The sequence below is a fragment of the Yimella radicis genome, assembly GCF_054778255.1.
Genome location: NZ_BAAGZR010000025.1, coordinates 255,955 through 280,803, shown reverse-complemented (window position 1 = coordinate 280,803; position 24,849 = coordinate 255,955). Strand labels below are relative to the sequence as shown.

Below are 24,849 nucleotides of genomic sequence, written 5' to 3'. Positions count from 1 at the left end.
CGCTGGGCCCGGCTCAGTCGCCGCAGGGATCGGCCAGTCCGTTGCGATAGGCGTAAACGACCGCCTGCACGCGATCCCGTAGCGACAGTTTGCGCAGGATCTCCGAGACGTGACTCTTGACCGTCTCCTGGCCCACGACGAGGGTGGCGGCTATTTCCGCGTTCGACATGCCTCGGGCCAGCAGCCTCAGCACCTGACCCTCGCGGCCGGTGAGGCCGTGCTGTGCGGGTGTCGATCGCTGGACGCTGGTGCCTGCTCGGGTCAGTTCGTCCACCAGCCCCCGCGTCACGGTGGGCCCGAGCAACATCGACCCGGCAGCGACAGCGCGAACGCCTTCAATCAGGTGAGTTGCGGTGACGTCCTTCAACAGGAATCCGTGTGCGCCGGCGGCGAGGGCGGCCAGGACGTAGTCGTGCAGGTCGAACGTGGTCAGGATGAGCACCTTCGTCCGGTCGCTGATCCGAGCAGCTGCGGTGATGCCGTCCACCAACGGCATCCGGATGTCGACCACCGCCACGTCGGGAGCCGGACCGTCCAGGACGAGATCGACCAGTTCCTGACCGTTCGCCACCCGTCCGACCACGCTGAGGTCGGGTGCGGAGTCGAGGACCGCTGCGAATCCGTCGCGAATGATCGGCTGGTCGTCGGCGACGACGACCGTGATCGGCTCAGTCATGATGCGGCCCTGGTAGGACGGCTTCCAGGACGAACTGCCCGTCCACCAGTTGCGTCTGCAACTCTCCGCCCACCAACCGCAGGCGTTCGCGCATCCCGCTCAGGCCCCGTCCGGGCGTGAACTGTCCGGGCGCAGCCGGGTTGATGACCCGGATGACCGTCGAGCCGCTGATCTGCTCGAACTGCAGCAGAGCTTCCTGACCGGCCGCGTGACGGCGGACGTTGGTCAGTGCCTCCTGCACGATCCGGTAGGCGGTGGTGCCGGCGAGGTCACCCAACTCGGGAATCTCGCCCTCCATCTGGACGTCCGTGCCGCCGGCCCGCGCTTCTGCGACGAGAGTGCTGACGTCGTCCGCACGCGGCTGCGGTGAGGTGTCGGGTGAGCCCCCACTGCGGTGCAGCACCCCGAGCACCTCGCGCATCTCCTCCATCGCCAGGCGGGCATCGGACGCGATGTCAGCGAGTACCGTCCGTGCTTCGGGCGACAGATCAGGATCTGAGTACGGCGCCGTCTCGGCCCGAACGGCGACCAGGGAGATGCGGTGCGCGACGACGTCGTGCAGGTCGCAGGCGAGGCGGGTGCGTTCGTCGACCTCGGCCGTGCGCGCGTCGAGGCCGACGTCGCGTCGCATCATGTGCGCCACCCAGAGCGTGATCGTCACTGCGGCCAGGTACATCGCGGCGGAGACCAGTCGCTGCGCCACGCCGTGGTACTGGCTCTGAACCTCGACCGTGCCGATGTGCAGGATGCTCGATCCCCAGAAGCAGTAGATCAGCGGGATCGTCAGCGCGAGGGCGCCGAAGAGCCACCCCCGTGTCGGCTTGCGCCACATGGCCCCGAAAGCGACTCCGAGCATGGCAAGGAACGTCCCGAACTGCATGTGGAACGGCACGCCGAGCAGAGGAGCCAAGAGCAACGGCAGGGCCGCCAGCACCATCGCCAGGTACGGCCGGACGAACGTCACGAACGCAGCCGCGATGGACGGGAGAGCGGCCAGGACGACGAGCGAGCCGAGGAAGTCCTCGAATCGGTTGTCGTACGGCAGTCGGTAGGCGGGGAAACTGAGCGACATTGCGCCGATTGCCCACACGCAGGCGGCGATCCAGAAGCGTCCCGGGACTTGCGCGGCCGATCGGGCAGGCGATTCGTACGTCATGGGTTCATCCTCGGGACGGCGACTCGTGGCGGCCATCCCCGTCGGAGCGATCTTCGTTCCCCCGTGCGGGGGAGATGGGTTGCGCGGCAATGAGATCGGTGTCAGCGGTCGATGTCGCCGACGACGAAGAACATCGACCCCAGGATCGCGACCATGTCGGCGACCAGGGTCTCCTCGAGCACTTCACTCAGGACGGCCACATTGTTGAACGATGCCGACCGGAGCTTCAGGCGCCATGGCGTCTTGTCACCGCGGGAGACGAGGTAGTAGCCGTTGAACCCCAACGGGTTCTCGGTCGCGAAGTAGTCGGTGCCCTCGGGCACCTTCAGCACCTTCGGCAGCTTGACGTTGACCGGTCCGGCCGGCATCGAGCGCAACCGGTCCACGCAGGCTTCGGCCAGGTCGAGGCTGACATGGATCTGCTCCAGGAGCACTTCCAGGCGTGCCTCGCAGTCGCCGGCGGTGCGGGTCACCACGCGTCCGGGGCCGCCGGGCCCGAATAATTCGCCGTAGGCAAGGTAGGGCTGGTCGCGACGCAGATCGACGTCGAGCCCGCTGGCTCGTGCGATCGGTCCGCTGACTCCGTACGCCTTCGCGGTGCGAGTCGACAGCACGCCGACCCCACGCGTGCGGGCGCGCAGGATCTCGTTGCCGATCAGCAGCGATTCGAGTTCGGGCAGGCGACGACGGACGGCCTCGAGCGCCGCGTCCACCCGCTGCAACCAGCCGGCCGGCAGGTCGTCGCGCAGGCCACCGACGCGGGAGAACATGTAGTGCATCCGTCCGCCGGAGATCTCCTCCATGACGGCCTGCAACTCCTCGCGCTCGCGGAAGCTGTAGAAGATCGGGGTGATCGCACCGAGCTCGAGTGGGTAGGAGCCGGCGAACATCAGGTGATTCAGTACGCGATTGAGTTCGGCCAGCAGAGTGCGCGTCCAGGTGGCCCGTTGGGGCACGTCCATGCCCAGCATCCGCTCGACCGTGAGGGCGACACCGATCTCGTTGCTGAACGCCGACAGCCAGTCGTGTCGATTCGCCAGCACCATGATCTGCCGGTAGTCGCGCACCTCGAACAACTTCTCCGCGCCGCGGTGCATGTAGCCGATGACCGGTTCGGCGTGCTTGATCAGCTCGCCGTCGAGGGTGAGTCGCAGACGAAGGACGCCGTGCGTCGCGGGGTGCTGCGGACCGATATTGAGCACCATGTCGGTGGTGGAGAAACCGGTGCCGCCCACCGTCGCGGTCACCGACGGAGAATTTTGTGGTCCTGTGTCCGACCGGTTGCCCGCAAAGCGTTCGTCGTCGGAGCGGGAGGGCATGGGGCCAGTTCATCCCACCCGGGCGCGGCGTGCAAGCCGCCTCGCTGAGGGTGGCGGAAGGTACCGTGGGCGGCGTGAACGATCAGATGGGGGACCAGGGGCCGCACACGCCGCCGCCGTCGCAGGACCGCTACTACCAGCGGTACCTGCAGGACACCGACCCGACGCTTCGGAGTTCGGGTGGAGCAGGCACCGGTGGGCGCAACGCGCTCATCGCCGCAGGCGTCATCGCTGCGCTCGCGCTCGGTGGAGTCGGCATCTGGGCGTTGACCGGCGGTGACGACGAGCAGGTCCAGGGCGGGGCTTCGCCGACGACCACCGCCACCACGACGACACAGACCACGACCACATCGGCGTCGACGACGAGCACCACCACGTCGAGTTCGCCGACTGTCGATCTGCAGCAGGTTCGCGCCGAGCAGTACGGACCGGCACTGAAGCCGGGTTGGAAGATCGTCGCCGGCACCTCGAAGTCGAACGCCGCCTATGACGTTCCGGACAACGACGAGTGGGAACCACCGCAGCACCCCGGTGACCTGCAGGGCTGGCTCGCCGACAACAAGGAGGACAAGGGCGTGGTCGCCAGCGCGCCGTCCGAGTACGGCAAGGGTCACTGTCCGACGGCGAAGGCCGCCACCACCGGATTCATCGGCTTCGTGAACATCGGCACCCGCGACCCGGCGGAAGCCGCCCCGTCCGTCATCGAGAACGTCGCGAAGCTAATCACGTACGACAAGAAGACGAAGAAGTACCTGAAGTACAGCCCGGCCCGAACGCGTCAGATCACCGTGAACGGCGGGAAGACGCCTGCGATCGAGTCGCTGATGACGATGGACGTCGCGAACCCCGAAGCGAAGAGGTGCGAGGGGAAGAAGGCCGAGGCCCGGGTCGTCGCCTTCTCCGGTAGCGGGGTATCGGTGATGCTGTTGATCTCACGTGACATGGACACCAAGGAGAAGATGTCCGACCAGGACATCCTCGACATCATCAACTCGTTGCGTCCGAAGAAGTGACCCGCTCCAGCGACCAGTAGAACGCGCCCAGTCCTGCAGGCTCGGTGAACGACGCGTAGGCGGAGCGTCGGCGCAGCATCAACAGGTACTTCGTCGGATCGATGCGCGCGAGCTCATGATCGGGACGATCGGGAGTGACGAGGTATCGCGCGGCGATGTCCTTCTGCTGCAACAGTTCCGGTACACCGAGCGAGTCCATCGACACGTGCGCGGTGAGGTCGGTGGACCCGTCGAAGCGGGGCTCGCAGATGGCGCCGGCCCGGTAGCCGATGAAGGTCGAGTCCGTCGGCCGGTCCTCGATCGTGTGCCCGTAGTCGACGCAGATCAGCAGTCCGTCGGCGATCCGTGATCGCAGTTCGCAGTAGGCGTCGTCGCGCGTGGTGCCGATCTCGGCTGCTTGCGCGTCGGGCCAGTGCTGTTCGCACCACTCACGCTCCCGGTCGCTGAGTTCTCGGCCCGGACGCGACCCACCGTCGGGCGCGACCTCCAGAACGCGAAGGCCGTCGCACGTGGTCACGGCGATCTCGCATGGCACGACGTCCAGCCATTCGTGCGCCAGCACCAATGTCGACCTCAGATCGGTCAGTTCGTCCGGGAGGCCTTCGCCGCCGGGCGAACGGACCCACTCCACGGACGCAGGCAGTCCGGCCGGACGATCGACGACGTCCACACCCGTCAGCTGAAGGCGCTGCGACCGCTGAGCAATCAAAGCCAGCAGTTCACCTCTGCCACAGCCGATTTCGACCACGTGATCCAGCCGGTGCTCTTCGGCGATCGCGATGATGCACTCGGCGAGGAGTTCATCCACCCCGGGCAGGCCCTGCGCCGAGGTGCTGAAGTGGGCCGCCGGTCCGCCGGGTTGCCGGTAGAACCCGTCAGCCCCGTACAGCGCCTCGTGCCACGCCTGGCGCAGCGGGCGCGTGGTCGGTGGATTCGGCACCAGCGCAGCGTACGAGGTGGGTCGGGTCGGCCCACAGGTAACGTCGTGCAGGTGATGAATTCGCCCCCTGCCCTGCGCATCGGACTCGTCGGCGTCGGCAAGGTCGGTGCTGTTCTCGGGGCTGCGCTCGCCGCATCCGGCCACCGGATCGTCGCTGCCTCGGCGGTCAGTGAGGCCTCCCTCGAACGGGCTGGGGCCATGCTTCCCGGCGTGCCGATCGTCCCGATCCCCGAGGTGGTCGCCTGCGCGGACGTGATCCTGATGACTGTTCCGGACGACGCGCTCGGCCCACTCGCGGACGGATTGGGAGCCGAAAATGCCTGGGCCGGTGGGAAACTGGTCGTCCACACCAGTGGATTTCACGGCCCCTCGGTTCTGCAGGCGGTGCTCGACGCCGGCGGGGACGTCGTCGCGATGCACCCCGCGATGACGTTCACCGGTGGGCCGAAGGACCTGCCCCGCCTGGCCGGCACGCCCTTCGCGGTCACGGCATCGCCGGGGGCGCAGTTGATCGGCGAGGCACTGGTCGTCGACATCGGGGGCGATCCGTTCTATCTCGCCGAGGTCGATCGGCCGCGCTATCACGCGGCCCTCGCCCACGGCTCGAACCACTTGGTCACGCTCGTCGCCCAGGCTCAGCAGGTCTTGCGGGAGGTGGGTATCGACGATCCGTCGCGCATCCTGCGCCCGTTGCTCGAGGCGAGCCTGGACAACGCGCTGGAGCGGGGCGACAAGGCACTCACCGGGCCGGTGGCCCGCGGTGACCTTCAAACAGTGCGTGCCCATCTCGGCGTACTGACGGACGACGCGCTGATGGCCTATCGTGCGATGGCTCTGGCAACGACGCAGCGGGCGGCGACGCGACGCGTCCTGCCGGCCGAAAAAGTAGACCCGATGACCGACCTGCTTTCCAAGGAGAACCGATGACCCTGACGATCGCGCGCACCCGCGAGGAGCTGGCGAACGCTCGCCGCGAGCTGACCGGCACCGTCGGGGTGACGATGACCATGGGTGCGCTGCACAGCGGTCACGCCGAACTCATCGAGCAGGCGCGCTCCAGGGTGGATCATGTGATCGTCACGATCTTCCTCAACCCGCTGCAGTTCGCTCAGGGGGAGGACCTGTCGCGGTACCCGCGCACGTTCGAGTCCGACGTGGAGATCTGCCGTGAACACGGTGCGGCGATCGTCTTCGCTCCGAGTCCGGACGTCGTCTACCCCGAGGGGGAGCCGGGAATCCGGGTCTCGGCCGGACCACTGGGTTCTGTGCTGGAAGGTGCGTCGCGTCCGGGGCACTTCGACGGAGTGCTGACCGTCGTGGCGAAACTGCTGCACCTGGTGCGGCCGGACAAGGCGTTCTTCGGCCAGAAGGACGCGCAGCAGCTGCTGCTGATCCGGCGCATGGTGCGCGATCTCGACTTCCCGGTCGAGATCGTTCCCGTCGAGACGGTGCGGGAGGACGACGGTCTCGCACTCAGCAGCCGCAACACCTATCTGTCACCGTCCGATCGAGAGGTGGCTCTCAGCCTTTCTGCTGCGTTGAAGGCCGGTGCCGACATGGCGCAGACCGGACCGGCCGCGATCCGTCGCGCGGCCCGCGACGTGCTGGTGCGCGAACCGCTGGCGATCGTCGACTACTTGGTGCTGGTGCACCCGACGACGCTGGAAGAGGTGCCCGAGTGGTACCGCGGTCCCGCCCTGCTCGCGGTCGCGGCGAAGGTCGGCACGACCCGGCTGATCGACAATCTGCCCCTGGTCGTCGGCCCCGGCGGCGGTGCGCGCCCGGTGGTCGAATACGCCGACTGACCGGCCGCTCGGTGAGGGTGTCGGTCATGCCGCGTGAAGGGGTGCGCCGAACGGCGTTCTATCCTTGGTGATCGTGTGGCCCTACATCGCAACCCTCCTGCCGTCCATCGGGCTGCTCTATCTGTTCTACGTCATCATGAAGCACATCCTCGAGGGCGATCGCCGCGAGCGAATTGCGCAGGCTCAGTGGGAGCGCGATCAGCAGGTCGGTCCGCCGCCGTCGGATCATTCCTGAGAACCACCGCATCCCATTTTTTGGCCGGAGTTTCTTTCTGCGGTGATTCGTGACTAAATTGGCCTCCGTAATTCTGGAAGACCGATCAGATGGAGGAAATGATGGCGCAGCGGGTTCAGATCAAACTCATCGACGACCTCGATGGCGCGGACGCCGACGAGACCGTGTCGTTCGGACTCGACGGAGTCGTCTACGAGATCGACCTTTCGCAGTCGAATGCGGCCCAGTTGCGCGATGACCTCGCGAAATGGGTCGGAAATGCACGTCGGGTCAAGGGTCGCGCCTCGCGCAGTGCACGCCCTGCCGGTGTGAAGGACGACCTGAACAAGGTTCGTGAATGGGGTCGTGCGAACGGTTTCCAGGTCAGCGAGCGCGGTCGTGTTTCGCGCGAGGTGCAGGAAGCTTACGCAGCCGCCAACAACTGAATGGTCAGTGTTCGATCGCATCCATCAGATCGCCGTCGCGGTCGAGGCGCTCGAGCACATCCTCGAAATCGAGTTGACGCAGCACCCCCGGGTGCTGCGTTTCTCGTTCCAGTTCGTCCCACGTGCGTGGCGCGGCCACCGTGGGACGCTCCTTCGCGCGCATCGAGTACGGGCAGACCGTCGTCTTGGCGGCGACATTCTGCGACCAGTCCAGCAGGATCTTGCCCTTGCGCAGATTGGTCGTCATCTTCCACACCACGAGATCGGGCATGTCCTTGGTGAGCGCCTGCGCCACCTCGCGCATCGAATCGCGCACCTCGTCGCTCGAACGGGAACCATCCAAAGGCGCGTACAACTGCAGGCCTTTGCTGCCCGAGGTGACCGGAACACTGGTGTCATGTCCGAGGTCGGTCAGTCGTTCGCGGACAGCCAGGGCGAGAACGGCGCATTCGTGCAGACCGGCCGGCGCGCCGGGGTCGAGATCGATGACCAGGCGGTCCGGATTCTTGGGGGTGAGGTTTTCGTCGACCCGCCACTGCGGCACGTGCAACTCGATGGAGGCCAGATTGGCCAGATAAGTGAGCCCGGCCACATCTTCCACCAGCGGGTAAGTCACCTGATCTCCGCCGCGCGAACCACGCGAGTCGATGGTCACCCGCCCCAGCCAGTCCGGTGCACCTTGGGGCAGATTCTTTTCGAAAAAGCTGATCCCACCCACGCCCTCGGGAAATCTGATCCGGGTCAACGGCCGGTGCTCGAGTTGCGGCAACAACACCGGGGCGACGGTGGCGTAATAGTGCAACACCTCACCTTTTGTCGTTTCGGTCGCCGGAAACAGCACTTTGTCCAGATTCGACAGGCCGAGTTTGCGGCCGTCCACCTCGACCGTGACGGTCTGTTTCTCCGGTGCCATCATTCGTCTCCGTTCGGGGAAGCCGCACGAAGCTGCAGGTCGGCCACGGTCAGATCCGAGCGCAAGCCGCGCCAGGCGGGCTGCCGCAAGCGGCCGGCGTCGGAAAGGCCGTGGAACTCGACATCCGCAACAAGGTGCGGCTCGACCCAGATCGCATCGCGCGCGTCGACGTCCGGCACACCGGTGACCACCGGCGGAGTCCCGCGACGCAGCGGGAGCAGGTCGTGGGCGAGCGTCACCCCCTTGCGACCGGCCAGGCCGGAGCCGACGCGTCCGCGATAGGCGAGCCCGACCTCGGTGGGCTCGGCGAGCAGCACCGATCCGAGAACAGACCCGGCCTGTTGACGCCGCCACCCGACGATCACGTAACTACCGGTGCGCCGGTGCACCGTCTTGCGCCAGTCGTCGCTGCGCAGGCCGGGGGAGTATTTCGAGCCGACCCGTTTGGAGACGATGCCCTCCATGTCCTGGTCGGCGGTGGCGTCCAACAGGGCCTCGCCGTCGGCGAACTCGGGCGGCACCGACACCCACTTCGACGTCGGGGCGATGGAGTCGAGCAGGTCGCGTCGTTCCCGCCAGGTTCGGCCCGTGACCGGGCTCCTCATCACGCGCAGCACGTCGAAGACCATGGCGGTGACGGGCGCGGTCGAGGCCAATTCGTCGGCGGTGTTCGGGTCGACGACATTGAACCGCTCGGCGAGCGCCGCGAACGAGGGCCGGCCCGCTCGCATGACGACGATCTCGGCGTCGAGAAGCAGATCCTCGAAGTCAGCGAGCCCCGAGGCGGGCGATGCCAACTCGGGAAAGGCGATCGTGACGTCCCGTTCGGTGCGGCTGAAGACGCGGACGCGGTGATCACGTACGTCGATCAGGGCGCGCATCCCGTCCCACTTGATCTCATGTCGCCACTCGTCGCCGCGAGGAAGGACCTCGGCGGGGGTGGCGAGCATGGGGCGCATGGGGCAATCTTGACGGATGCGAGCGATCTGGAAGGGCGCGGTCTCCTTCGGCCTTGTCAATGTGCCGGTGCGGTTGTACTCGGCCACCGAGAACCATGATGTCCAGTTCCGTCAGGTGCACCGCACCGACGGCGGCCGGATCAAGTACCAGCGGGTGTGTTCGATCGACGGCGAGCAGGTCTCGTACGACGACATCGCCAAGGGCTACGAGACCGACTCCGGCGAGATGGTGGTGCTCGACGACGACGATCTCGCCGACCTGCCGATCAGCACCAGCAAGGAGATCGCGGTCGACAAGTTCGTTCCTGCCGAGCAGATCGACCCGCTGGTGCTCGACAAGTCGTACTACCTGGAGCCCGACAAGAGCGCGGTGAAGCCGTACGTGCTGCTGCGTGAGGCACTCGAACAGACCGATCGCGTTGCCCTGGTGACGGTTTCGCTGCGTACCCGTTCCACCGTGGCGCTGTTGCGGGTCCGCGACGACGTGATCGTGCTACAGACGATGTTGTGGCCGGACGAGGTGCGCAAGCCCGAGTTCGGGGTGCTCGACGACGACGACACGAAGATCAAGAAGCCTGAGCTCGAGATGGCTCACATGCTGGTCGAGTCACTCGCTGGCGATTACGAGCCCGACGAGTATTCCGACGACTACGAGCAGGCGGTCAAGGAGGTCGTGAAGGCGAAGCTCAAGGGCGGTGAGGTTAAGAAGCCGGCCGCTGCGGCAGAATCCGAGGGCGAAGTCATCGACCTTCTTGCCGCGTTGCAGCAGAGCGTGGATCGCGCCAAGAAATCGCGCGGCGAGGCCAGCTGAACGGAGCCTGCCCAGTGCCCAAGGTGCTTTTCGTGTGCACCGGGAACGTCTGTCGTTCCTCTTTCGCCGAACGACTGGCCCGATTGCTGTCCGACGGCTCGGTCGAGTACGCGTCCGCCGGCATCCAGGCGCTCCACGGCGAGCCGATGGATCGACCGATGGCCGACCAACTGTCGGCCCGGGGAGGGACGTCGGAAGGTTTCGCCGGACGCCAACTCACCGCTGCCATGGTGCGCGAGGCTGATCTGCTGCTGTGCATGGAGTCTCGGCACCGGCTGTGGGTCGTGGACGAGGCACCGGTTGCCCTGCGTCGTACGACCCTTCTCACCCACTTCACCGCGGTTGCTGCGGAGCAGCCGGCGCTGCGCGGTGACCAGATCGTCAAAGCGGCTCTGGCACAGCCGATTCCGCGGGGAGTCAAGGACATCGCCGACCCGTATCGCCAAGGTGACGAAGCCGCGGCACTGGCGGCCGAGGTCCTCGCTCAGCACGTCCGGCAGGTGGTCATCGCCCTGGAGGGGTGACTTCGTCGCATTCGCGCAGCACCGAATGGCTGATCAACTGTTCGACCGACGAGTTGACGATCTGTGTGTCGTCCGGGTGCGGTCCGAACTCCTCGCGGCATCGCTGCAGAAGATCCTCGATCCGGGTCGGCTGTTCGGCGTGCTGCCACAGCAGCGCACCGACGCCGTCAAGCACCACACTCTGAGTGCCCAGCAACAACATGACGCGCCCGTCCGCTTCGACGGCGTCCAGATACGGGCTGCGCTGGACGACCCGTGGGTCGGTCACCGGTTGCGCGGCCACCGTCTCGTCGGTGAACAACTCCGCGGTCGGTGGCAGATGCACGAACTCGACCTCGGGTGCGGTCGAGCCGAGCGCTTCACGCAACAGTTCGACGGACTCCTCGATCTCCGAGTACTCCAGCCGCAGCGGTCCGCCGACTCGCGCGACGGCGGAGGCGAGAGTGCGCAGTGGGTGCGTGATGCGCGGCAGGGCGGAGGTCTGGGGGAGCAGGTCGACCAAGCCGTCGATCAGGTCGATTCGGGTCAGCGTCGGGGCGACATGTTCGTCACGGCGCCGCGTCAGCAGCACGACGGCACCCAGCCCGAGGTGTCCTTCCGGCGCCGGAGCCATGCCCAACTCGTCCGGACCGTGTTGCGACTTCTGCGTGGGGTGCGCCGGATCGATGACCACCGACACCGGCTTGGGATAGGCGCGAACACTCAGGTCGTCGTCGACCGCGATCGTCTCGTCGCTGACGTAGCCGAGTCCGACCTGGCTCAGCCGTACGGAGGCCGTCGTCTTCCCGGTGCCGGACGCGGCCACGAGGACCGCGACGTCGCGGGACTCTGGATCGGCCAGGCCGCAGGCGTGAAACATGAGGCGTTCCCCGGCTTGTGCGTTGATCGCGGCGAGTGTGACGGCGGAAGACAGCGCGTAGTCGGCCGTATCGACGAGCTCGCCGCCGCTGTGTTCGACTCGCTCGATCTGCTTCGGCTTGTCGACCGGTTCGGTGAGGCAGCGTGACCACTGCTGCCGAAGGCGATCGAGATCACTGGCATGGCACTTCACGGACACCGCCGTGCCGAACGCATCGACGACGAAGCTGGCCATGTCCCCGATCCTATGGGCAGGTCACGGGCGCACCGATTGCGCGACGATTGAGCCCTGGGCGTAACGCGTGATCGGCATTCGGTGGACGGATCTCGGAACAGAGGCGGCGGGGCTCGCGTTGTCACCGGCAGAGTTCGCCACCCCGAATCTCCACCGGTGTCCGCAGGGGCTCCACCGGCGTCCGGGGTGACGACTAGCATCGAGCGAAGAAGCAGCCGAGGGAGAAGACGATGTTTGAACGGTTCACCGACCGTGCCCGCCGGGTTGTCGTGCTTGCGCAAGAAGAGGCGCGCATGCTCAACCACAACTACATCGGGACCGAGCACATCCTGCTCGGCCTCATCCACGAGGGCGAAGGAGTCGCCGCCAAGGCCCTGGAGCAGCTCGGTATCTCCCTGGAGGCCGTGCGCGAACAGGTCCAGGAGATCATCGGCCCCTCCAACCAGCCGCAGTCGGGACACATCCCGTTCACTCCGCGCGCCAAGAAGGTGCTGGAGCTGTCGTTGCGTGAGGGTCTGCAGCTGAACCACTCCTACATCGGCACCGAGCACATCCTGCTCGGCCTCATCCGCGAGGGCGAGGGTGTTGCCGCCCAGGTGCTGGTGAAGATGGGTGCCGACCTGCCGCGCGTGCGCCAGCAGGTCATCCAGCTCGTCTCCGGTTTCAACAACGGTGAGAAGGGCGAGAAGGCCGGCGCAGGCGTCGGCCAGGGCGGCCCCGAGGCCGGTCAGCCGGCCGGTTCGCTGGTGCTCGACCAGTTCGGTCGTAACCTCACGCAGGCTGCCCACGAGGGCAAGCTCGACCCGGTCATCGGGCGCGAGAAGGAGATCGAGCGGGTCATGCAGGTGCTGTCCCGCCGTACCAAGAACAACCCGGTGCTCATCGGTGAGCCCGGCGTCGGCAAGACCGCCGTCGTCGAGGGCCTCGCCGCAGACATCGTCCGCGGCGACGTCCCCGAGACGCTGAAGGACAAGCAGCTGTACACCCTCGACCTCGGTTCGCTGGTGGCCGGTTCGCGCTACCGCGGCGACTTCGAGGAGCGCCTGAAGAAGGTGCTCAAGGAGATCCGCACCCGCGGCGACATCATCCTGTTCATCGACGAGATCCACACCCTCGTCGGTGCGGGTGCCGCCGAGGGCGCGATCGATGCCGCATCCATCCTGAAGCCGATGCTGGCTCGCGGTGAGCTGCAGACGATCGGCGCGACGACGCTCGACGAGTACCGCAAGCACATCGAGAAGGACGCCGCGCTGGAGCGCCGCTTCCAGCCGATCCAGGTGCAGGAACCGTCCATCCCGCACGCGATCGAGATCCTCAAGGGTCTGCGCGACCGGTACGAGGCGCACCACCGCGTCACGATCATCGACGCCGCGCTGGTGTCGGCGGTCAACCTGGCCGACCGATACGTCAACGACCGGCACCTGCCGGACAAGGCGATCGACCTCATCGACGAGGCGGGCGCGCGCCTGCGGATCCGTCGCATGACGGCCCCGGCCGACCTGCGCGAGTTCGACGAGAAGATCGCGCACGTGCGCCGCGAGAAGGAGTCGGCCATCGACGGCCAGGACTTCGAGAAGGCCGCGTCCCTGCGCGACGACGAGAAGAAGCTCATCGACGCCAAGACCGAGCGTGAGAAGGCCTGGAAGTCCGGCGACCAGGACCTCGTGGCCGAGGTCGACGAGGAACTGATCGCCGAGGTGCTCGCTGCGTCCACCGGTATCCCGGTGTTCCAGCTCACCGAGGAGGAGTCGGCTCGTCTGTTGCGGATGGAGGAGGAGCTGCACAAGCGCATCGTCGGTAACAACGACGCGGTCAAGGCGCTCTCCCAGGCCATCCGCCGCACCCGTGCCGGCCTGAAGGACCCGCGTCGTCCGGGCGGTTCGTTCATCTTCGCCGGCCCGACCGGCGTGGGTAAGACCGAGCTGGCCAAGGCCCTCGCCGAGTTCCTGTTCGGCGACGAGGACGCGCTGATCACGCTCGACATGTCGGAGTTCTCCGAGAAGCACACCGTGTCGCGCCTGTTCGGTTCGCCTCCCGGTTACGTCGGTTACGAAGAGGGCGGTCAGCTCACCGAGAAGGTGCGCCGCAAGCCGTTCTCGGTTGTGCTCTTCGACGAGGTCGAGAAGGCCCACCCCGACATCTTCAACTCGCTGTTGCAGATCCTGGAGGACGGTCGCCTGACCGACTCCCAGGGCAGGGTCGTCGACTTCAAGAACACGATCATCATCATGACCACCAACCTGGGTACGCGTGACATCGCCAAGGGCGTCTCGCTGGGCTTCGCGTCCGGCAACGACACCGCCACCGGCTACGACAAGATGCGCGCGAAGGTCAACGAGGAACTCAAGCAGCACTTCCGCCCCGAGTTCCTCAACCGTGTGGACGACACCATCGTCTTCCCGCAGTTGTCGCAGGACGAGATCGTCGAGATCGTCGACCTGATGGTCGCTCGTCTGGACGAGCGTCTGAAGGACAAGGACATGGCGATCGAGCTCACCCCCGTCGCCAAGGCGCTGCTGGCCAAGCGGGGCTACGACCCGGCGCTCGGTGCCCGTCCGCTGCGTCGCACGATCCAGCGCGAGATCGAGGACCAGCTGTCCGAGAAGTTGCTCTACGGCGACCTCGGCGCGGGCCAGATCGTCCTGGTCGACGCCACCGGCGAGGGCAAGGACGACACGTTCACCTTCAAGGGTTCGCCGCGGGCCACCGCACCCGACACCCTCGAGGCCGAGACAGCGGCTATCGCCGACGGCATCGACCTGGGCAAGGGCGAATAAGGTCGGTTCGTTTCGAGGGGGCGCTCATCCGGTTTCGGGTGGGCGCCCCTTCGCATGTCTTGTGCGCGGACGCGTCCGCGTGAGTCCGGTGTGGGTATTAGCGTTGGGCGGGTGAGTGAAACGCAGGTTCTCGTCCGGCCGGCCCGCGCGACGGACGTCCGCCGCATCCGGGAGGTCACGTCGCCGTACGTCGATTCCCGCGCGATCGTCCCCAAGCCGGCGGTGTCGTACTACGAGTCGCTGCAGGAGTTCCTGGTCGCGGAGATCGACGGGGTCATCGTGGGCTGCGGTGCGCTGCACGTGATGTGGGACGACGTCGCCGAGATCCGCACGCTCGCGGTCGACCGCAGCGCGAAGGGGCACGGGGTCGGCAGCCGCATCGTCCGCGAACTCCTCGACCGGGCGAGGCAGTTGGAAGTCGAGCGGGTCTTCTGTCTGACCTTCGAGACCGAGTTCTTCGGGCGGCACGGGTTCGTGGAGATCGAGGGCGCGCCGGTGGAGCCGGCTGTGTATGCCGAATTGCTGCAGTCCTACGACGAGGGTGTGGCCGAGTTCCTCGACCTCGACCGGGTGAAGCCGAACACCCTGGGAAACACCAGAATGCTGCTCACCTTCTGAGTCCTCTTCGAGGTATACCGATTGGTATCCGCCGCCGTATGATCGGCGTATGAGCACGACGATCAAGGTGAGTGCCGAACTTCGCGATCGGATCAATCGTGATGCGCGCGAACGTGGAGTGACCGCAGCCGGATTGATCGAGGGGTTGCTCGACGGGTACGAACGGCGTCAGCGCATGGAGGCCTTCGGCCGCGCTGTCCGTGGCGCCGACGCGTCCTACTGGGATGACTTCAGGTCTTGGGACATGACGCTGCCGGACGGGCGGCCCGGTGAATGATCTGCATCGCGGATCCGTCGTGTGGGCTGAACTCGACCCGGTGCGCGGGCGCGAGCAGTCCGTCCGCCGCCCGGCGCTGGTGATCGCGGGCGATCTGTACCTCGAGCAAGCCGACACGCTCGCGATCATCGTTCCTGCGACGACCGTAGATCGCGGCTGGCCCAACCACATCTTGCTCCGCGGTGCGAAGGTCGGTCTGTCGAAGCCGACCTTCGCGATGACCGAACAGCCCCGCACAGTGACTCGGGATCGACTGGTCGCCCGGATCGGAGTGGTCGACTCCGCCACGATGCGAGAGGTCGACGGCTGGCTGCGCGACTTCCTGGCCTTGCCCTGAGCATTCGCATAACCGACGCCGTGTGCTCCCGAGCGAGCTGATCGGTCAGTCGTCCCGGAGTCCGGGCATCGGACCGAGGAGACGCTCGGCATCGTCCGCGAGTGCTGGCAGGTCGGCGCGGTACTCCTTGATACGGCATCCGATGCCATTGGGTTTGAAGGTGATTCCCTCTTCCGCCCAGCGCGGGACCACTTCGTCCAGCAGGCGCTTGGGCGGGTCACCGTAGGAGTTGGTCACGCGCCACCACGGCAACTCGTCGGCCGGCTCACTGATCGACATGAGGCGTCCGACCAGTCGCGGATTGATGCCGAAGAGTTCTGCGATGTCGCCATAGCTGATCACGCGTCCGGGTGGAACGAGACGGACGACGGCGTACACCTGCTCCCGTAGCTGCTCGTTCATGTCCGCTGCGCCAGGTAGATACGCCGCACCACGTCCTCGATGTCGGGTTCCTCGATGGTCAGGTCGCGCACCTGCGCCCGTTCACCGACGGCGGCCAGCAGGGCGGCCGCGGTCGTGGCGGCGGGGTCGAACGCGAGTCGCTGGCGCATGCCGTCCGCCTCACTGCCCATGTGTTGGGTGTTCGGGATGTCGAGGAGGTCCGGACCGGCGTCCGCCAGGTCGAGCACGAGGACGCGTTGCGCACCCACCCGCGCCGACAGTCCCGGCAGGGTGCCGTCGTACGCCAGCTTTCCGTGGTCGACGACAAGGACGCGGTCGCACAGTCGCTCAATGTCGCCCATGTCGTGGGTTGTGAGCAGCAGCGTGGTGCCGTTCTGGGCGCGCTCGGCGATCAGGAAGTCGCGCAGCCGCTGCTTGGACAGCACGTCGAGACCGATCGTCGGCTCGTCCAGGATCACCAACTCGGGGGAGTGCAGCAGCGCCGCCGCGACCTCGGCACGCATCCGTTGGCCGAGGGAGAGTTGGCGGACAGGGGTGTCGAGGAACTCGCTCATGTCGAGGTGGTCGATCAGCTCGTCTCGTCGTGCTTTCGCCGCGGCGTCCGACAGCCGGTGGATCGCCGCGAGGATCGAGAACGACTCCTTCACCGGCAGGTCCCACCACAACTGGGACCGCTGCCCGAAGACGACGCCCACCCGGCGGGCCAGATCACGCCGCTGCGCGAGCGGGTCGAGGCCGCAGGTACGCACCGTGCCGGAGGTGGGCACGAGAATGCCGACGAGCATCTTGATCGTGGTCGACTTCCCGGCCCCGTTCGCGCCGATGTAGCCGACCGACTCACCGGCGTCGATCTGCAGGTCGAGGTGGTCGACCGCGGTGAGGCTCGTGTGCTTCAGACCTTTCGCGCGCCGTTTGAACTCTCGGGTGAGCCCGCGGGTCTCGATGATCGCGGTCATCCGCCGCCTCCTTGGTAGTGCCGAAGTCCCCAACGCCAGGTGACCATCGCGGCCAGCCAGGTCCACAGTGCCGCGATCGGTGTGCACCACGCCAACCACGACGGGAACATCGTCGGGCCGACCTTGTCCAGGATCCAGAGCGACGGGATGAACGCGGCGAACGCCATCGGGAAGAAGAACCCGAACAACACCTTGAGCGGCTGGGACCAAACGGACGCCACCTGGGTGGACGCGTACCGGCCGCCGTAGACGAACGCGTTGGTGGCCTCGGCCCCGTTGATCAGGAAGAACTGCAGGCCTGCCGCGACGATGAACTGTCCGGCGAAGATCGCCGTGCCACACACGATGCTGAGGCCGAGCAGCACGACTTTCGCCGGAGTCCAGTGGATATCGCCGGCCCATACAGCGGCGACGATGCAGGTGATCGCGACGCCCGCTCGGGCCATCCGTCTGAGCGAGATGTCGCTGGTGATCAGCTGCAGCAGGATCGGCTGCGGACGCAGGTAGAACACGTCGAGCGTGCCGGCGCGCAGGTAGGTCGGCAGGTTGTCGCAGTGACCGAAGACCAGATCGGCGATCGAGAAGGCCAGGTCGCCGATGCCGTAGACGAGCAGAATCTCGGTGAACGAGTAACCACCGAGCACCACGACCGCGTGGAAGAGCACCCAGATCTCGGCGAGTTCGATGACTCCGATCAGTGCGGACGAGGCGAGGTCGAGTGCGAAGTTCGAGCGGTACGAGCGCTGGCTGCGGACGCGGGAGGCGAGCACGGCTCGGTACGGCGCGGTTCTTGACGGGAGAATCTTGGGCGTCGCAAGTTGGTCAGCCACCTTGCACCTCCAGGCGCTGCCGACCAAGACGTGTGAGCCACCAACCGGCCAGCCAAGTGAGGGCCAGCCAGAAGCACTGTGCGGCAACGCGTTCCATGCTGCCGGTCATGCCGCTGTGCTCGGTGAACACGTCGATCGGGTACTGCATCATCGACGGGAACGGGGTCGCGTGCGCGATCGTCGCCAACCAGTCGGGGAAGAGCGTGACCGGCACGAAGAGTCCGGCGAGGAAGCCCGAGAGCATCATGTACATCGTCTGCAGTCCGCGTAGTTCGACCAGCCAGAAGCCGGCGGTCGTGAGGACGTAGACGGTGGTCTGCGACACGACCATGCCGAGTGCGAGGCTGACGAGCCCCAGCACCCAGCTCCACGGCGACTCGGGTGTGCCGAGGCCTACGAACAGCGCTCCGATAAGAAGGCTGGGAACGCCGCGCGGAAGCAGCGCATAGACCGCCTTGCCGACCTCGGTCGCGATCGTCGCCGTCTGCACGTCGAGCGGACGCAGGAAGTCGGTGGTGATGTCGCCGGTATTGATCCGATCGGCCAGGTCCAGTCGTCCGTTGAGGTTCAACGAGCCCAGCATCCCTTGGCCGACCCAGACGTAGGTCGCCATCATGGCGCCGTCGTAACCGCCGACCGTCCCGCCGCCGGCGACGACCGTCGCCGACAGGATGGCGGTCTTCAGGAAGCCGAAGGTGGCGTTTGCGATGAGTCCACCGACCATGGCCAGCCGGTAGGTTGCCTGCTGTCTGATCCCTGCCACGAACAGGCGCCAGTACGGCAGCCAGGGGAGGGAAGACACAAATGCAAGACCCTACGCGTCCCTGGTTCGCTTGTCAGGTCGGTAGCGCGAACTGCTCTCCGTCGAGCGGTTCGATCAGGCCGTCCTCGATGAGCCCAGCGAGGCAGCGATCCCGTTGTGCTGCATCGCTCCACACCAGGTCGAGCGTGCCGCGGGAAACCGGACCGTGCGCATCGCGCAGGGTCTGCAGCAACTTGCCGCGCACCTGGCGGTCGGTGCCCGCCCACTTCTGACCCTTGCGTGCCGGGCCGTCGTACGGTGGCGCGCCCGCCCGTTGCCAGGCACACAGGTCGAGCACCGGGCACGAACCACAGGTCGGATTCTTGGCGGTACAGACGACGGCACCGAGTTCCATCGACGCGACGTTCCAGACGGCGGCGTCCTCGTCGTCGGCCGGCAGGACCGCTGCGGCCAACCGGGACTCGGCGGCGGTCAGGGTCGGTGCGGCAAGGGCGTCTCCGGTGAACAGACGCGCTTCGACCCGGCGGATGTTCGTGTCGACGACAACGGTTCGGACGCCGTAGGCGAACGCGGCCACGGCTGCCGCCGTGTAGGTGCCGATACCCGGAAGTGATTGCAGCACAACGGGATCGGACGGCACGACATTGTCATGATCGCGCGCGATGGCGGTGGCTGCTTCGTGCAGGCGCAGCGCGCGTCGTGGGTAGCCCAGGCGTCCCCAGTGCCGGACGGCCTCGCCTGGAGGTGCCGTGGCGAGATCGGCGGGGGTCGGCCAGCGCTCCATCCACTCGAGCCAAATCGGAGCGACACGGGCGACCGGAGTCTGCTGCGACATCACTTCCGACAGCAGCACGCCCCAGGCCGAGCAGTCGGCGTTGCGCCAGGGCAGCTCACGTTGCTCGCGGCGGTACCACTCGATGATCCGACAGTGGATCTCGCCGAGATCGTCGATGCTCAACGGTTTCGGTTGGGTCAGACGTAACGCTCGAGGATGCTGCTCTCGGCGAGACGCGACATCCCCTCGCGCACTGCGCGGGCCCGGCTCTCACCGACGCCGTCGACGGCCATCAGATCGTCGAAGTCGGCGGCGAGCAGGGCCTGCAGCGAACCGAAGTGGTCGATGAGGCGCTCCACGATCGCACCGGGCAGGCGTGGGATGCGGCTGAGCAGGCGGTATCCGCGGGGGCTGACCGCGCTGTCGAGGGAGTCTCCGCTGACAGAGAAGCCCATCGCCCGTGCGCCCGCCGACAGGTCGAGCAGGTCTGACGAGGACAGCGCGCCGAGGCGGTCGAGAGCCTGGTCGACGGACAGCGGTTCCTTGGCCGACTCGACGTAGTCGCGCACGACGAGCGTGCGGTCGTCGCCGAGGCCGGTGACGAGTTCATCCAACTGGAGTGCCATGAGGCGCCCGTCGACGCCGAGTTCGATCACGTACTCGGCGATCTCCTCGCTGATGCGGCGGACCATCTCCATCCGCTGCACGACGCTCGCGACATCGCGGATGGTGACCAGGTCTTCGATCTCCAGGGCGCTGAGGGTGCCGGCGACCTCGTCCAGCCGCTCCTTGTAACGCTCCAGGGTCTGCAATGCCTGGTTGGCGCGGGACAGGATCGCAGTGGAGTCCTCGATGACGTGACGCAGGTTGCCGACGTACAAGGCGCAGATGTGCATCGACTGGCTGACCGAGACGACCGGGTAACCGGTCTGCTTGGCCACGCGCTCGGCGGTACGGTGACGGGTGCCCGACTCCGACGTCTCGATGGAGGCGTCCGGCACCAATTGCGTTGCTGCGCGGACGATTCGGCTGACATCGCCGTCGACGACGATCGCGCCGTCCATTTTGGCCAGTTCACGCAGTCGGGTGGCGGTGAGTTCGATGTCCATCGGGAATCCGCCGGTGCTGATCTGCTCCACGACCGGGTCGTTGCCGAGCACGATCAGCGCGCCCGTGCGCCCGCGCAGGATGCGCTCCAACGCTTCACGCAGAACGGTGCCCGGGGCGACGAGCGCGAGGGTGTCGTGCAGGATCTCTTCGGGTGTGCGCTCCACCCGCACAGACTAGGTGACACAGGTGGGATCTCGCGGATGCACGCCGGTTCCGGCCGACCTGAGCGGTCAGACCAACCCGTCTCGCCGAGCGATCGCTGCGGCCTCTCGATGCCGAACGGGTCGGTCGACAGGCTCCGGATGTTCGGCCAGGTGGGCGAGCGCGTCCTCGTAGTGGCGTGCAGCGTCGGCCGGACCACGGGCTCCCATCGCGGCGTCGCCGGCCCGGGTGGACAACTCGAACGCGAGCGTCTCCTTCGTCTGAGGTAATGCCCCACATCGGGCAACTACCTCATTGGCGGTCAGTTTCTGCCTCAGACGGCTCAGGTGGCCCGCGACCGTCCGGGTGCTGCTTCGCGGGGGCGCAGTTCGGTGACGGTCGCCAGGTTGAGCAGGCGAACTGCGGACGCCAGATCGGCCACCTCGCGCACGTCCATCCCGTTGGGTGCTTTCTCCTCGCCGAGGGAGCCCTTGGGGATGATCGCCCGCTGGAAACCGATGCGCGCCGCTTCGGCCAACCGGCGCGGCACCCCCTGGACCGCGCGCACATCGCCCGCCAGTCCGACCTCTCCGAGCGCGACCGTGCCCTTGGTGAACGGCGCGTCGGCCAGCGAACTGGCCATCGCGAGAGCAAGCGCAAGATCGGCGGCCGGCTCGGCCAGGCGCACGCCGCCGACGGTCGAGACATAACACTCGGAGTTGCGGGTGGGCACCTGGCAGTGCCGGTCGAGGACGGCGAGGATCATCGCCACGCGCGAGGAATCGACCCCGCTGGTGGTGCGCCGCGGCGAGCCACCCTGCTCCGACTTCGCCAGCAGCGCCTGCACCTCGGTGACCAAGGGGCGGCGTCCTTCGAGCGTCACCGTGATGCAGGTGCCCGGTGCGGGATTCGCGGTGCGGGTCAGGAACAACCCGGACGGGTCGGGCAGGCCGACAATTCCGACATCGGACAGATCGAAGCAACCCACCTCGTCCGTGGGGCCGTAGCGGTTCTTCACAGCCCGCACCATGCGCAGGCGCGAGTGGCGCTCGCCCTCGAACTGAACGACGACGTCGACGAGGTGTTCGAGCATCCGCGGACCGGCGATCGAACCGTCCTTGGTGACGTGGCCGACCAGCAGCGTGGCGATGTTTCTCTCCTTCGCCACCTGGATGATGCTGGTCGCGACCTCACGTATCTGGCTGACATTGCCGGGCGCGCCCTCGATGTCGGCGGACGCGATGGTCTGCACCGAGTCGATGATCAGGAAGGTCGGCTGTACCTGCTCGATCTGCGCGAGCACGGTGGACAGGTCGGTCTCGGATGCGAGGTAGAGGGTGTCGGCCATGGCCTCGATGCGCTCGCCGCGCAGTCGCACCTGAGCCGCGGACTCTTCCCCGCTGACGTACAACACCTCACGACCGCCGCGCGCCGCCCGCCCCGCGACGTCGAGCAGCAGCGTGGACTTGCCGATGCCCGGCTCGCCGGCGACGAGAACCACAGCACCCGGAACGAGCCCGCCACCGAGCACCCGGTCGAACTCACCCACGCCGGTCGGGGCAGCCTCGGCCAGGCTCGCATCGACGTCGGCGATCGGCAGAGCCGGCCGCTCGACGGTGCGCGCCGGAGCCGTCCGCGGCTTGACCGTGCCCGCCTCGACGACCGTGCCCCAGGCCTGACATTCACCGCACCGGCCCACCCACTTGATCGCCGTCCACCCGCATTCGGTGCACCTGTACGCCGGTGCCGAGCCCTTCTTCGCTGCCATGTTGGTAACCGTACGAGACGGGTACGACAGCAACTTCGGACGTCCTAAGTGGCCGACCTCACCTGGTGTGGGGCCTACGCTGCTTGGGTGAACCTCGAAAAGGTGGTCTTCGGATTCTTCGTCCTGTTGGCGGCCACACTCAATTTCGGCTTCTTCCTCGGCGACATCGCCGACCCGAACGTGCACAACGTCTACGAGTTGTTCTTGGCGATCGCCGTGAACCTCGTCGCGACCGTGCTGAAGTTCGGTGACCGCACCCAGGTCGGTGCCGTCCACCTGGCCACCAGTCTGGTGGCGCTGCTGCAGCTCATCGGGGCAGCGACGGTCTGGGTGTGGGCGACCCAGGTCTCCGCCAACGGACTCGACGCGCACGCGACCTCCAGCATGGTGTCGCTGTCCGGTGGTGCGCTGCTGGCCAACATCGTGTCGGTCACGTTGCTGGTGGCAGAGACCGTCTCCTACCGTCGCCACTGACCGAGCAGGCACGAGTTCACCTTGGTCAACCTGCTGCATCTGCTGAATCTGCGCACCCGCACGGTGCCCATGGGCCGGCGCAAGGTCGTGCCGATCCCGACCGGCGTACCGCGCACGGACGCAGTCTTCCTGCTGCTGCGGCGGATGCGGGCGCCGTTCGTGGTCCTGATTTTCACGTTCACCGTCGCGATGATCGGGATGACTCTCATCCCCGGTCGTACCGCGGACGGCAAGCCCTACCACTTCACGATGTTCGACGCCTTCTATCAGATGACGATGACCGTCACCACTGTCGGATTTACGGAGGCGCCGCACCCGTTCACCTATGCGCAGCGGATGTGGATGACCGCATGCATCTTCATGTTGGTGCTGTGCTGGGCCTACACGATCGGCGTCATCTTCTCGATCATGCAGGACAGCGCGTTCCAACAAGCCCTCGGCACGCAGCGCTTCCGGCGCAAGGTGCAAGGAATGCGTGAGCCGTTCGCCGTAGTGGTCGGTTACGGGGCGGCCGGTCAGGCGGTCGGGCACGAACTCGACAAGCGGCGGCGCCGGTTCGTCGTCGTGGAGCAGGACCAGGATCGGGTGGAGCGTGTCTGGACCGACGAGTTGCACGCCGACGTCCCCGCCTTCAACGGCGACGGCAAGGAACCGTCCGTGCTCGGCCTGGCCGGGCTAGGGCACCGATTGTGCGACGCGGTGCTCGCGCTGACCGACGACGACGAATCCAACCTCGCGGTCGTGATGAGCGGATCGCTGCTGCGTCCGGATCTGCCGGTCATCGCCCGGTGTGTCGACAAGACTATTCAGGCACGCATCGAGGAGTTCGCCCCGACGGCCGTCATCAACCCCGACGACCGCTACGGCGGCTACCTGGCGCTGCAATTGCATCAGCCGGTGACCCACCAGCTGATCCAGTGGTTGATGGACAACGACGAGGAGAACCTGCCCGAGCCGACCCGCGACCTTGACCTCGGGACGTGGGTAGTGGCGGGCGACTGTTCCTTCGGGGAGATGGTCACCAAGGATCTGCGTGGTGCAGGGCTGGAGGTGGAGCACATCGGTGAGAGCGATCCGCTGCCCGACCTGGACGACGTCGCCGGGTTCGTCGCCGCCTCCGCGAACGACCTGACCAACCTCGCGCTCGCCGAGCAGGTGCTCGGCGCCAACTCCGATGTCTATCTGTGCGTGCGGCAGCGCACCAACGCCTACCGCCCGTTGATGAGTGCCATGCAGATCGACTCGGTCTACATCTCCACCGAGCTCGTCGCCCGGGAGGTGCTTGCGCGCGTACTCACCCCGGTCTTCTGGCAGTACGTCGAACAGGTGCTGCAGCAGGACGACGCGTTCGCCCGGTCGGTGCGCGATGAACTGGTGGAACGGTGCGGACGCCGTGCTCCGGAACGGGACGTCATCGTCCTCGACCGGGCGCACGCGCCTGCGGTCGTCGCCTGGCTCCATGACGGCCAACTGACCGTCGGGGATCTGCTGCGTCACCCGCAGGCGCGGGAGGACCCGCTCCAACTGGTGGTGCTGATGATCGTCCGCGGCGGACGTCAGATCATCGCTCCCGCTTCGGACACGCAGTTGGAACTGGATGATCAAGTGCTGCTGGCCGGCACCGGGCGCGGGATAGCAGACATCCGGGAGACCCTGTTCCACACCGCTGCCCTGGAGTACATCGTCACCGGCAACCAGGTGCCCTCCACCTGGGTCTGGCGGGCCCTGCGCAGCCGGCGTTCTTGACGCCGG

At 66.8% G+C, this 24,849-nt stretch carries 27 protein-coding genes; 13 read left to right on the top strand and 14 right to left on the bottom strand.

Translation table 11 applies throughout. From position 1 onward, the window contains the following. Positions 1 to 13 precede the first annotated feature (13 nt). From ACYU8W_RS14350 to ACYU8W_RS14340, 3 genes are all read right to left on the bottom strand, one after another. Positions 14 to 676, bottom strand: a complete 663-nt coding sequence (locus ACYU8W_RS14350; RefSeq protein ID WP_499470103.1) for a response regulator — start codon at positions 674 to 676, stop codon at positions 14 to 16. Further along, positions 669 to 1,832 carry a sensor histidine kinase gene (locus tag ACYU8W_RS14345; protein ID WP_499470101.1) on the bottom strand — a complete coding sequence of 388 codons (1,164 nt, stop codon included), beginning with the start codon at positions 1,830 to 1,832 and terminating at the stop codon, positions 669 to 671. Before ACYU8W_RS14345 ends, ACYU8W_RS14350 begins: the two co-directional genes overlap by 8 nt. Before the next feature lie 101 nt (positions 1,833 to 1,933). Next, the gene (locus ACYU8W_RS14340; RefSeq protein WP_499470401.1) at positions 1,934 to 3,037 is read right to left on the bottom strand and encodes an NADH-quinone oxidoreductase subunit D; all 1,104 of its coding nucleotides are present in this window, start codon (positions 3,035 to 3,037) and stop codon (positions 1,934 to 1,936) included. Between the two features lie 188 nt (positions 3,038 to 3,225). On the opposite strand from ACYU8W_RS14340, the gene ACYU8W_RS14335 reads away from it, so the two are divergent. Continuing rightward, complete coding sequence (locus ACYU8W_RS14335) at positions 3,226 to 4,164, top strand: DUF8017 domain-containing protein (protein ID WP_499470099.1); 939 nt, start codon at positions 3,226 to 3,228, stop codon at positions 4,162 to 4,164. On the opposite strand, the gene ACYU8W_RS14330 is transcribed toward ACYU8W_RS14335, so the two are convergent. Further along, positions 4,139 to 5,104, bottom strand: coding sequence for an SAM-dependent methyltransferase (locus tag ACYU8W_RS14330; RefSeq protein WP_499470097.1), 966 nt, complete (start codon positions 5,102 to 5,104; stop codon positions 4,139 to 4,141). The two genes, ACYU8W_RS14335 and ACYU8W_RS14330, sit on opposite strands and share 26 nt — an antisense overlap. Positions 5,105 to 5,158: 54 nt before the next feature. On the opposite strand from ACYU8W_RS14330, the gene ACYU8W_RS14325 reads away from it, so the two are divergent. The 4 genes from ACYU8W_RS14325 (at position 5,159) to ACYU8W_RS14310 (ending at position 7,569) form a co-directional block, all read left to right on the top strand. Then, positions 5,159 to 6,031, top strand: coding sequence for a Rossmann-like and DUF2520 domain-containing protein (locus ACYU8W_RS14325; RefSeq protein WP_499470095.1), 873 nt, complete (start codon positions 5,159 to 5,161; stop codon positions 6,029 to 6,031). Further along, a complete protein-coding gene (panC, locus tag ACYU8W_RS14320) occupies positions 6,028 to 6,909 on the top strand; it encodes a pantoate--beta-alanine ligase (protein WP_499470093.1) in 882 nt (293 codons plus the stop codon). The genes ACYU8W_RS14325 and panC overlap by 4 nt, the downstream gene beginning before the upstream one ends. Before the next feature lie 73 nt (positions 6,910 to 6,982). Continuing rightward, entirely contained in the window at positions 6,983 to 7,144 is a 162-nt protein-coding gene (locus tag ACYU8W_RS14315) for a hypothetical protein (RefSeq protein WP_168990178.1), read from the top strand. A 101-nt stretch (positions 7,145 to 7,245) separates the two neighbouring features. Beyond that, positions 7,246 to 7,569, top strand: coding sequence for a histone-like nucleoid-structuring protein Lsr2 (locus tag ACYU8W_RS14310; protein WP_129625179.1), 324 nt, complete (start codon positions 7,246 to 7,248; stop codon positions 7,567 to 7,569). A 4-nt stretch (positions 7,570 to 7,573) separates the two neighbouring features. On the opposite strand, the gene ligD is transcribed toward ACYU8W_RS14310, so the two are convergent. Further along, positions 7,574 to 8,482 carry a non-homologous end-joining DNA ligase gene (gene ligD, locus ACYU8W_RS14305; RefSeq protein ID WP_239702482.1) on the bottom strand — a complete coding sequence of 303 codons (909 nt, stop codon included), beginning with the start codon at positions 8,480 to 8,482 and terminating at the stop codon, positions 7,574 to 7,576. Continuing rightward, entirely contained in the window at positions 8,482 to 9,441 is a 960-nt protein-coding gene (locus ACYU8W_RS14300; protein ID WP_499470090.1) for an ATP-dependent DNA ligase, read from the bottom strand. Before ACYU8W_RS14300 ends, ligD begins: the two co-directional genes overlap by 1 nt. Positions 9,442 to 9,457: 16 nt before the next feature. Between ACYU8W_RS14300 and ku the strand changes: the two genes are divergently transcribed. Both ku and ACYU8W_RS14290 read left to right on the top strand, forming a co-directional pair. Continuing rightward, a complete protein-coding gene (gene ku / locus ACYU8W_RS14295) occupies positions 9,458 to 10,252 on the top strand; it encodes a non-homologous end joining protein Ku (protein ID WP_499470088.1) in 795 nt (264 codons plus the stop codon). A 14-nt stretch (positions 10,253 to 10,266) separates the two neighbouring features. Then, positions 10,267 to 10,776 (top strand): arsenate reductase/protein-tyrosine-phosphatase family protein, encoded by a 510-nt coding sequence (locus ACYU8W_RS14290; RefSeq protein ID WP_499470086.1) that lies wholly within the window; start codon positions 10,267 to 10,269, stop codon positions 10,774 to 10,776. Here ACYU8W_RS14290 and ACYU8W_RS14285 read toward each other — a convergent pair. Then, positions 10,757 to 11,869 (bottom strand): hypothetical protein, encoded by a 1,113-nt coding sequence (locus ACYU8W_RS14285; RefSeq protein WP_239702479.1) that lies wholly within the window; start codon positions 11,867 to 11,869, stop codon positions 10,757 to 10,759. The two genes, ACYU8W_RS14290 and ACYU8W_RS14285, sit on opposite strands and share 20 nt — an antisense overlap. A gap of 230 nt (positions 11,870 to 12,099) precedes the next feature. On the opposite strand from ACYU8W_RS14285, the gene ACYU8W_RS14280 reads away from it, so the two are divergent. From ACYU8W_RS14280 to ACYU8W_RS14265, 4 genes are all read left to right on the top strand, one after another. Beyond that, positions 12,100 to 14,646: an ATP-dependent Clp protease ATP-binding subunit gene (locus ACYU8W_RS14280; protein ID WP_499470084.1), complete on the top strand. Its 2,547-nt coding sequence runs from the start codon at positions 12,100 to 12,102 to the stop codon at positions 14,644 to 14,646. 111 nt (positions 14,647 to 14,757) lie between these two features. After that, positions 14,758 to 15,264: an amino-acid N-acetyltransferase gene (locus ACYU8W_RS14275; protein ID WP_239702477.1), complete on the top strand. Its 507-nt coding sequence runs from the start codon at positions 14,758 to 14,760 to the stop codon at positions 15,262 to 15,264. A 49-nt stretch (positions 15,265 to 15,313) separates the two neighbouring features. After that, positions 15,314 to 15,541, top strand: a complete 228-nt coding sequence (locus tag ACYU8W_RS14270; RefSeq protein ID WP_499470082.1) for a hypothetical protein — start codon at positions 15,314 to 15,316, stop codon at positions 15,539 to 15,541. Continuing rightward, positions 15,534 to 15,878, top strand: a complete 345-nt coding sequence (locus tag ACYU8W_RS14265; RefSeq protein WP_499470080.1) for a type II toxin-antitoxin system PemK/MazF family toxin — start codon at positions 15,534 to 15,536, stop codon at positions 15,876 to 15,878. Before ACYU8W_RS14270 ends, ACYU8W_RS14265 begins: the two co-directional genes overlap by 8 nt. Before the next feature lie 45 nt (positions 15,879 to 15,923). On the opposite strand, the gene ACYU8W_RS14260 is transcribed toward ACYU8W_RS14265, so the two are convergent. The 7 genes from ACYU8W_RS14260 to radA form a co-directional block, all read right to left on the bottom strand. Next, positions 15,924 to 16,280 carry an MGMT family protein gene (locus ACYU8W_RS14260; RefSeq protein WP_499470078.1) on the bottom strand — a complete coding sequence of 119 codons (357 nt, stop codon included), beginning with the start codon at positions 16,278 to 16,280 and terminating at the stop codon, positions 15,924 to 15,926. Beyond that, positions 16,277 to 17,236 carry an ABC transporter ATP-binding protein gene (locus ACYU8W_RS14255; protein WP_499470076.1) on the bottom strand — a complete coding sequence of 320 codons (960 nt, stop codon included), beginning with the start codon at positions 17,234 to 17,236 and terminating at the stop codon, positions 16,277 to 16,279. Before ACYU8W_RS14255 ends, ACYU8W_RS14260 begins: the two co-directional genes overlap by 4 nt. Beyond that, positions 17,233 to 18,066 (bottom strand): ABC transporter permease, encoded by an 834-nt coding sequence (locus tag ACYU8W_RS14250; RefSeq protein WP_499470074.1) that lies wholly within the window; start codon positions 18,064 to 18,066, stop codon positions 17,233 to 17,235. The genes ACYU8W_RS14255 and ACYU8W_RS14250 overlap by 4 nt, the downstream gene beginning before the upstream one ends. Further along, positions 18,059 to 18,868: an ABC transporter permease gene (locus tag ACYU8W_RS14245; RefSeq protein WP_499470072.1), complete on the bottom strand. Its 810-nt coding sequence runs from the start codon at positions 18,866 to 18,868 to the stop codon at positions 18,059 to 18,061. Before ACYU8W_RS14245 ends, ACYU8W_RS14250 begins: the two co-directional genes overlap by 8 nt. Positions 18,869 to 18,902: 34 nt before the next feature. Next, the gene (locus ACYU8W_RS14240; protein WP_499470070.1) at positions 18,903 to 19,787 is read right to left on the bottom strand and encodes an HhH-GPD family protein; all 885 of its coding nucleotides are present in this window, start codon (positions 19,785 to 19,787) and stop codon (positions 18,903 to 18,905) included. A 14-nt stretch (positions 19,788 to 19,801) separates the two neighbouring features. Continuing rightward, positions 19,802 to 20,878 carry a DNA integrity scanning diadenylate cyclase DisA gene (disA, locus tag ACYU8W_RS14235; RefSeq protein WP_129625189.1) on the bottom strand — a complete coding sequence of 359 codons (1,077 nt, stop codon included), beginning with the start codon at positions 20,876 to 20,878 and terminating at the stop codon, positions 19,802 to 19,804. Between the two features lie 320 nt (positions 20,879 to 21,198). Then, on the bottom strand, positions 21,199 to 22,623 hold the full coding sequence (gene radA, locus ACYU8W_RS14230) for a DNA repair protein RadA (protein ID WP_499470067.1): 1,425 nt from the start codon (positions 22,621 to 22,623) through the stop codon (positions 21,199 to 21,201). Between the two features lie 87 nt (positions 22,624 to 22,710). Here radA and ACYU8W_RS14225 point away from each other — a divergent pair, with 87 nt between their 5' ends. Both ACYU8W_RS14225 and ACYU8W_RS14220 read left to right on the top strand, forming a co-directional pair. Beyond that, positions 22,711 to 23,097: a DUF6394 family protein gene (locus ACYU8W_RS14225; protein ID WP_499470065.1), complete on the top strand. Its 387-nt coding sequence runs from the start codon at positions 22,711 to 22,713 to the stop codon at positions 23,095 to 23,097. Positions 23,098 to 23,118: 21 nt separating this feature from the next. Next, positions 23,119 to 24,843 (top strand): potassium channel family protein, encoded by a 1,725-nt coding sequence (locus ACYU8W_RS14220; protein WP_499470063.1) that lies wholly within the window; start codon positions 23,119 to 23,121, stop codon positions 24,841 to 24,843. Positions 24,844 to 24,849 lie beyond the last annotated feature (6 nt).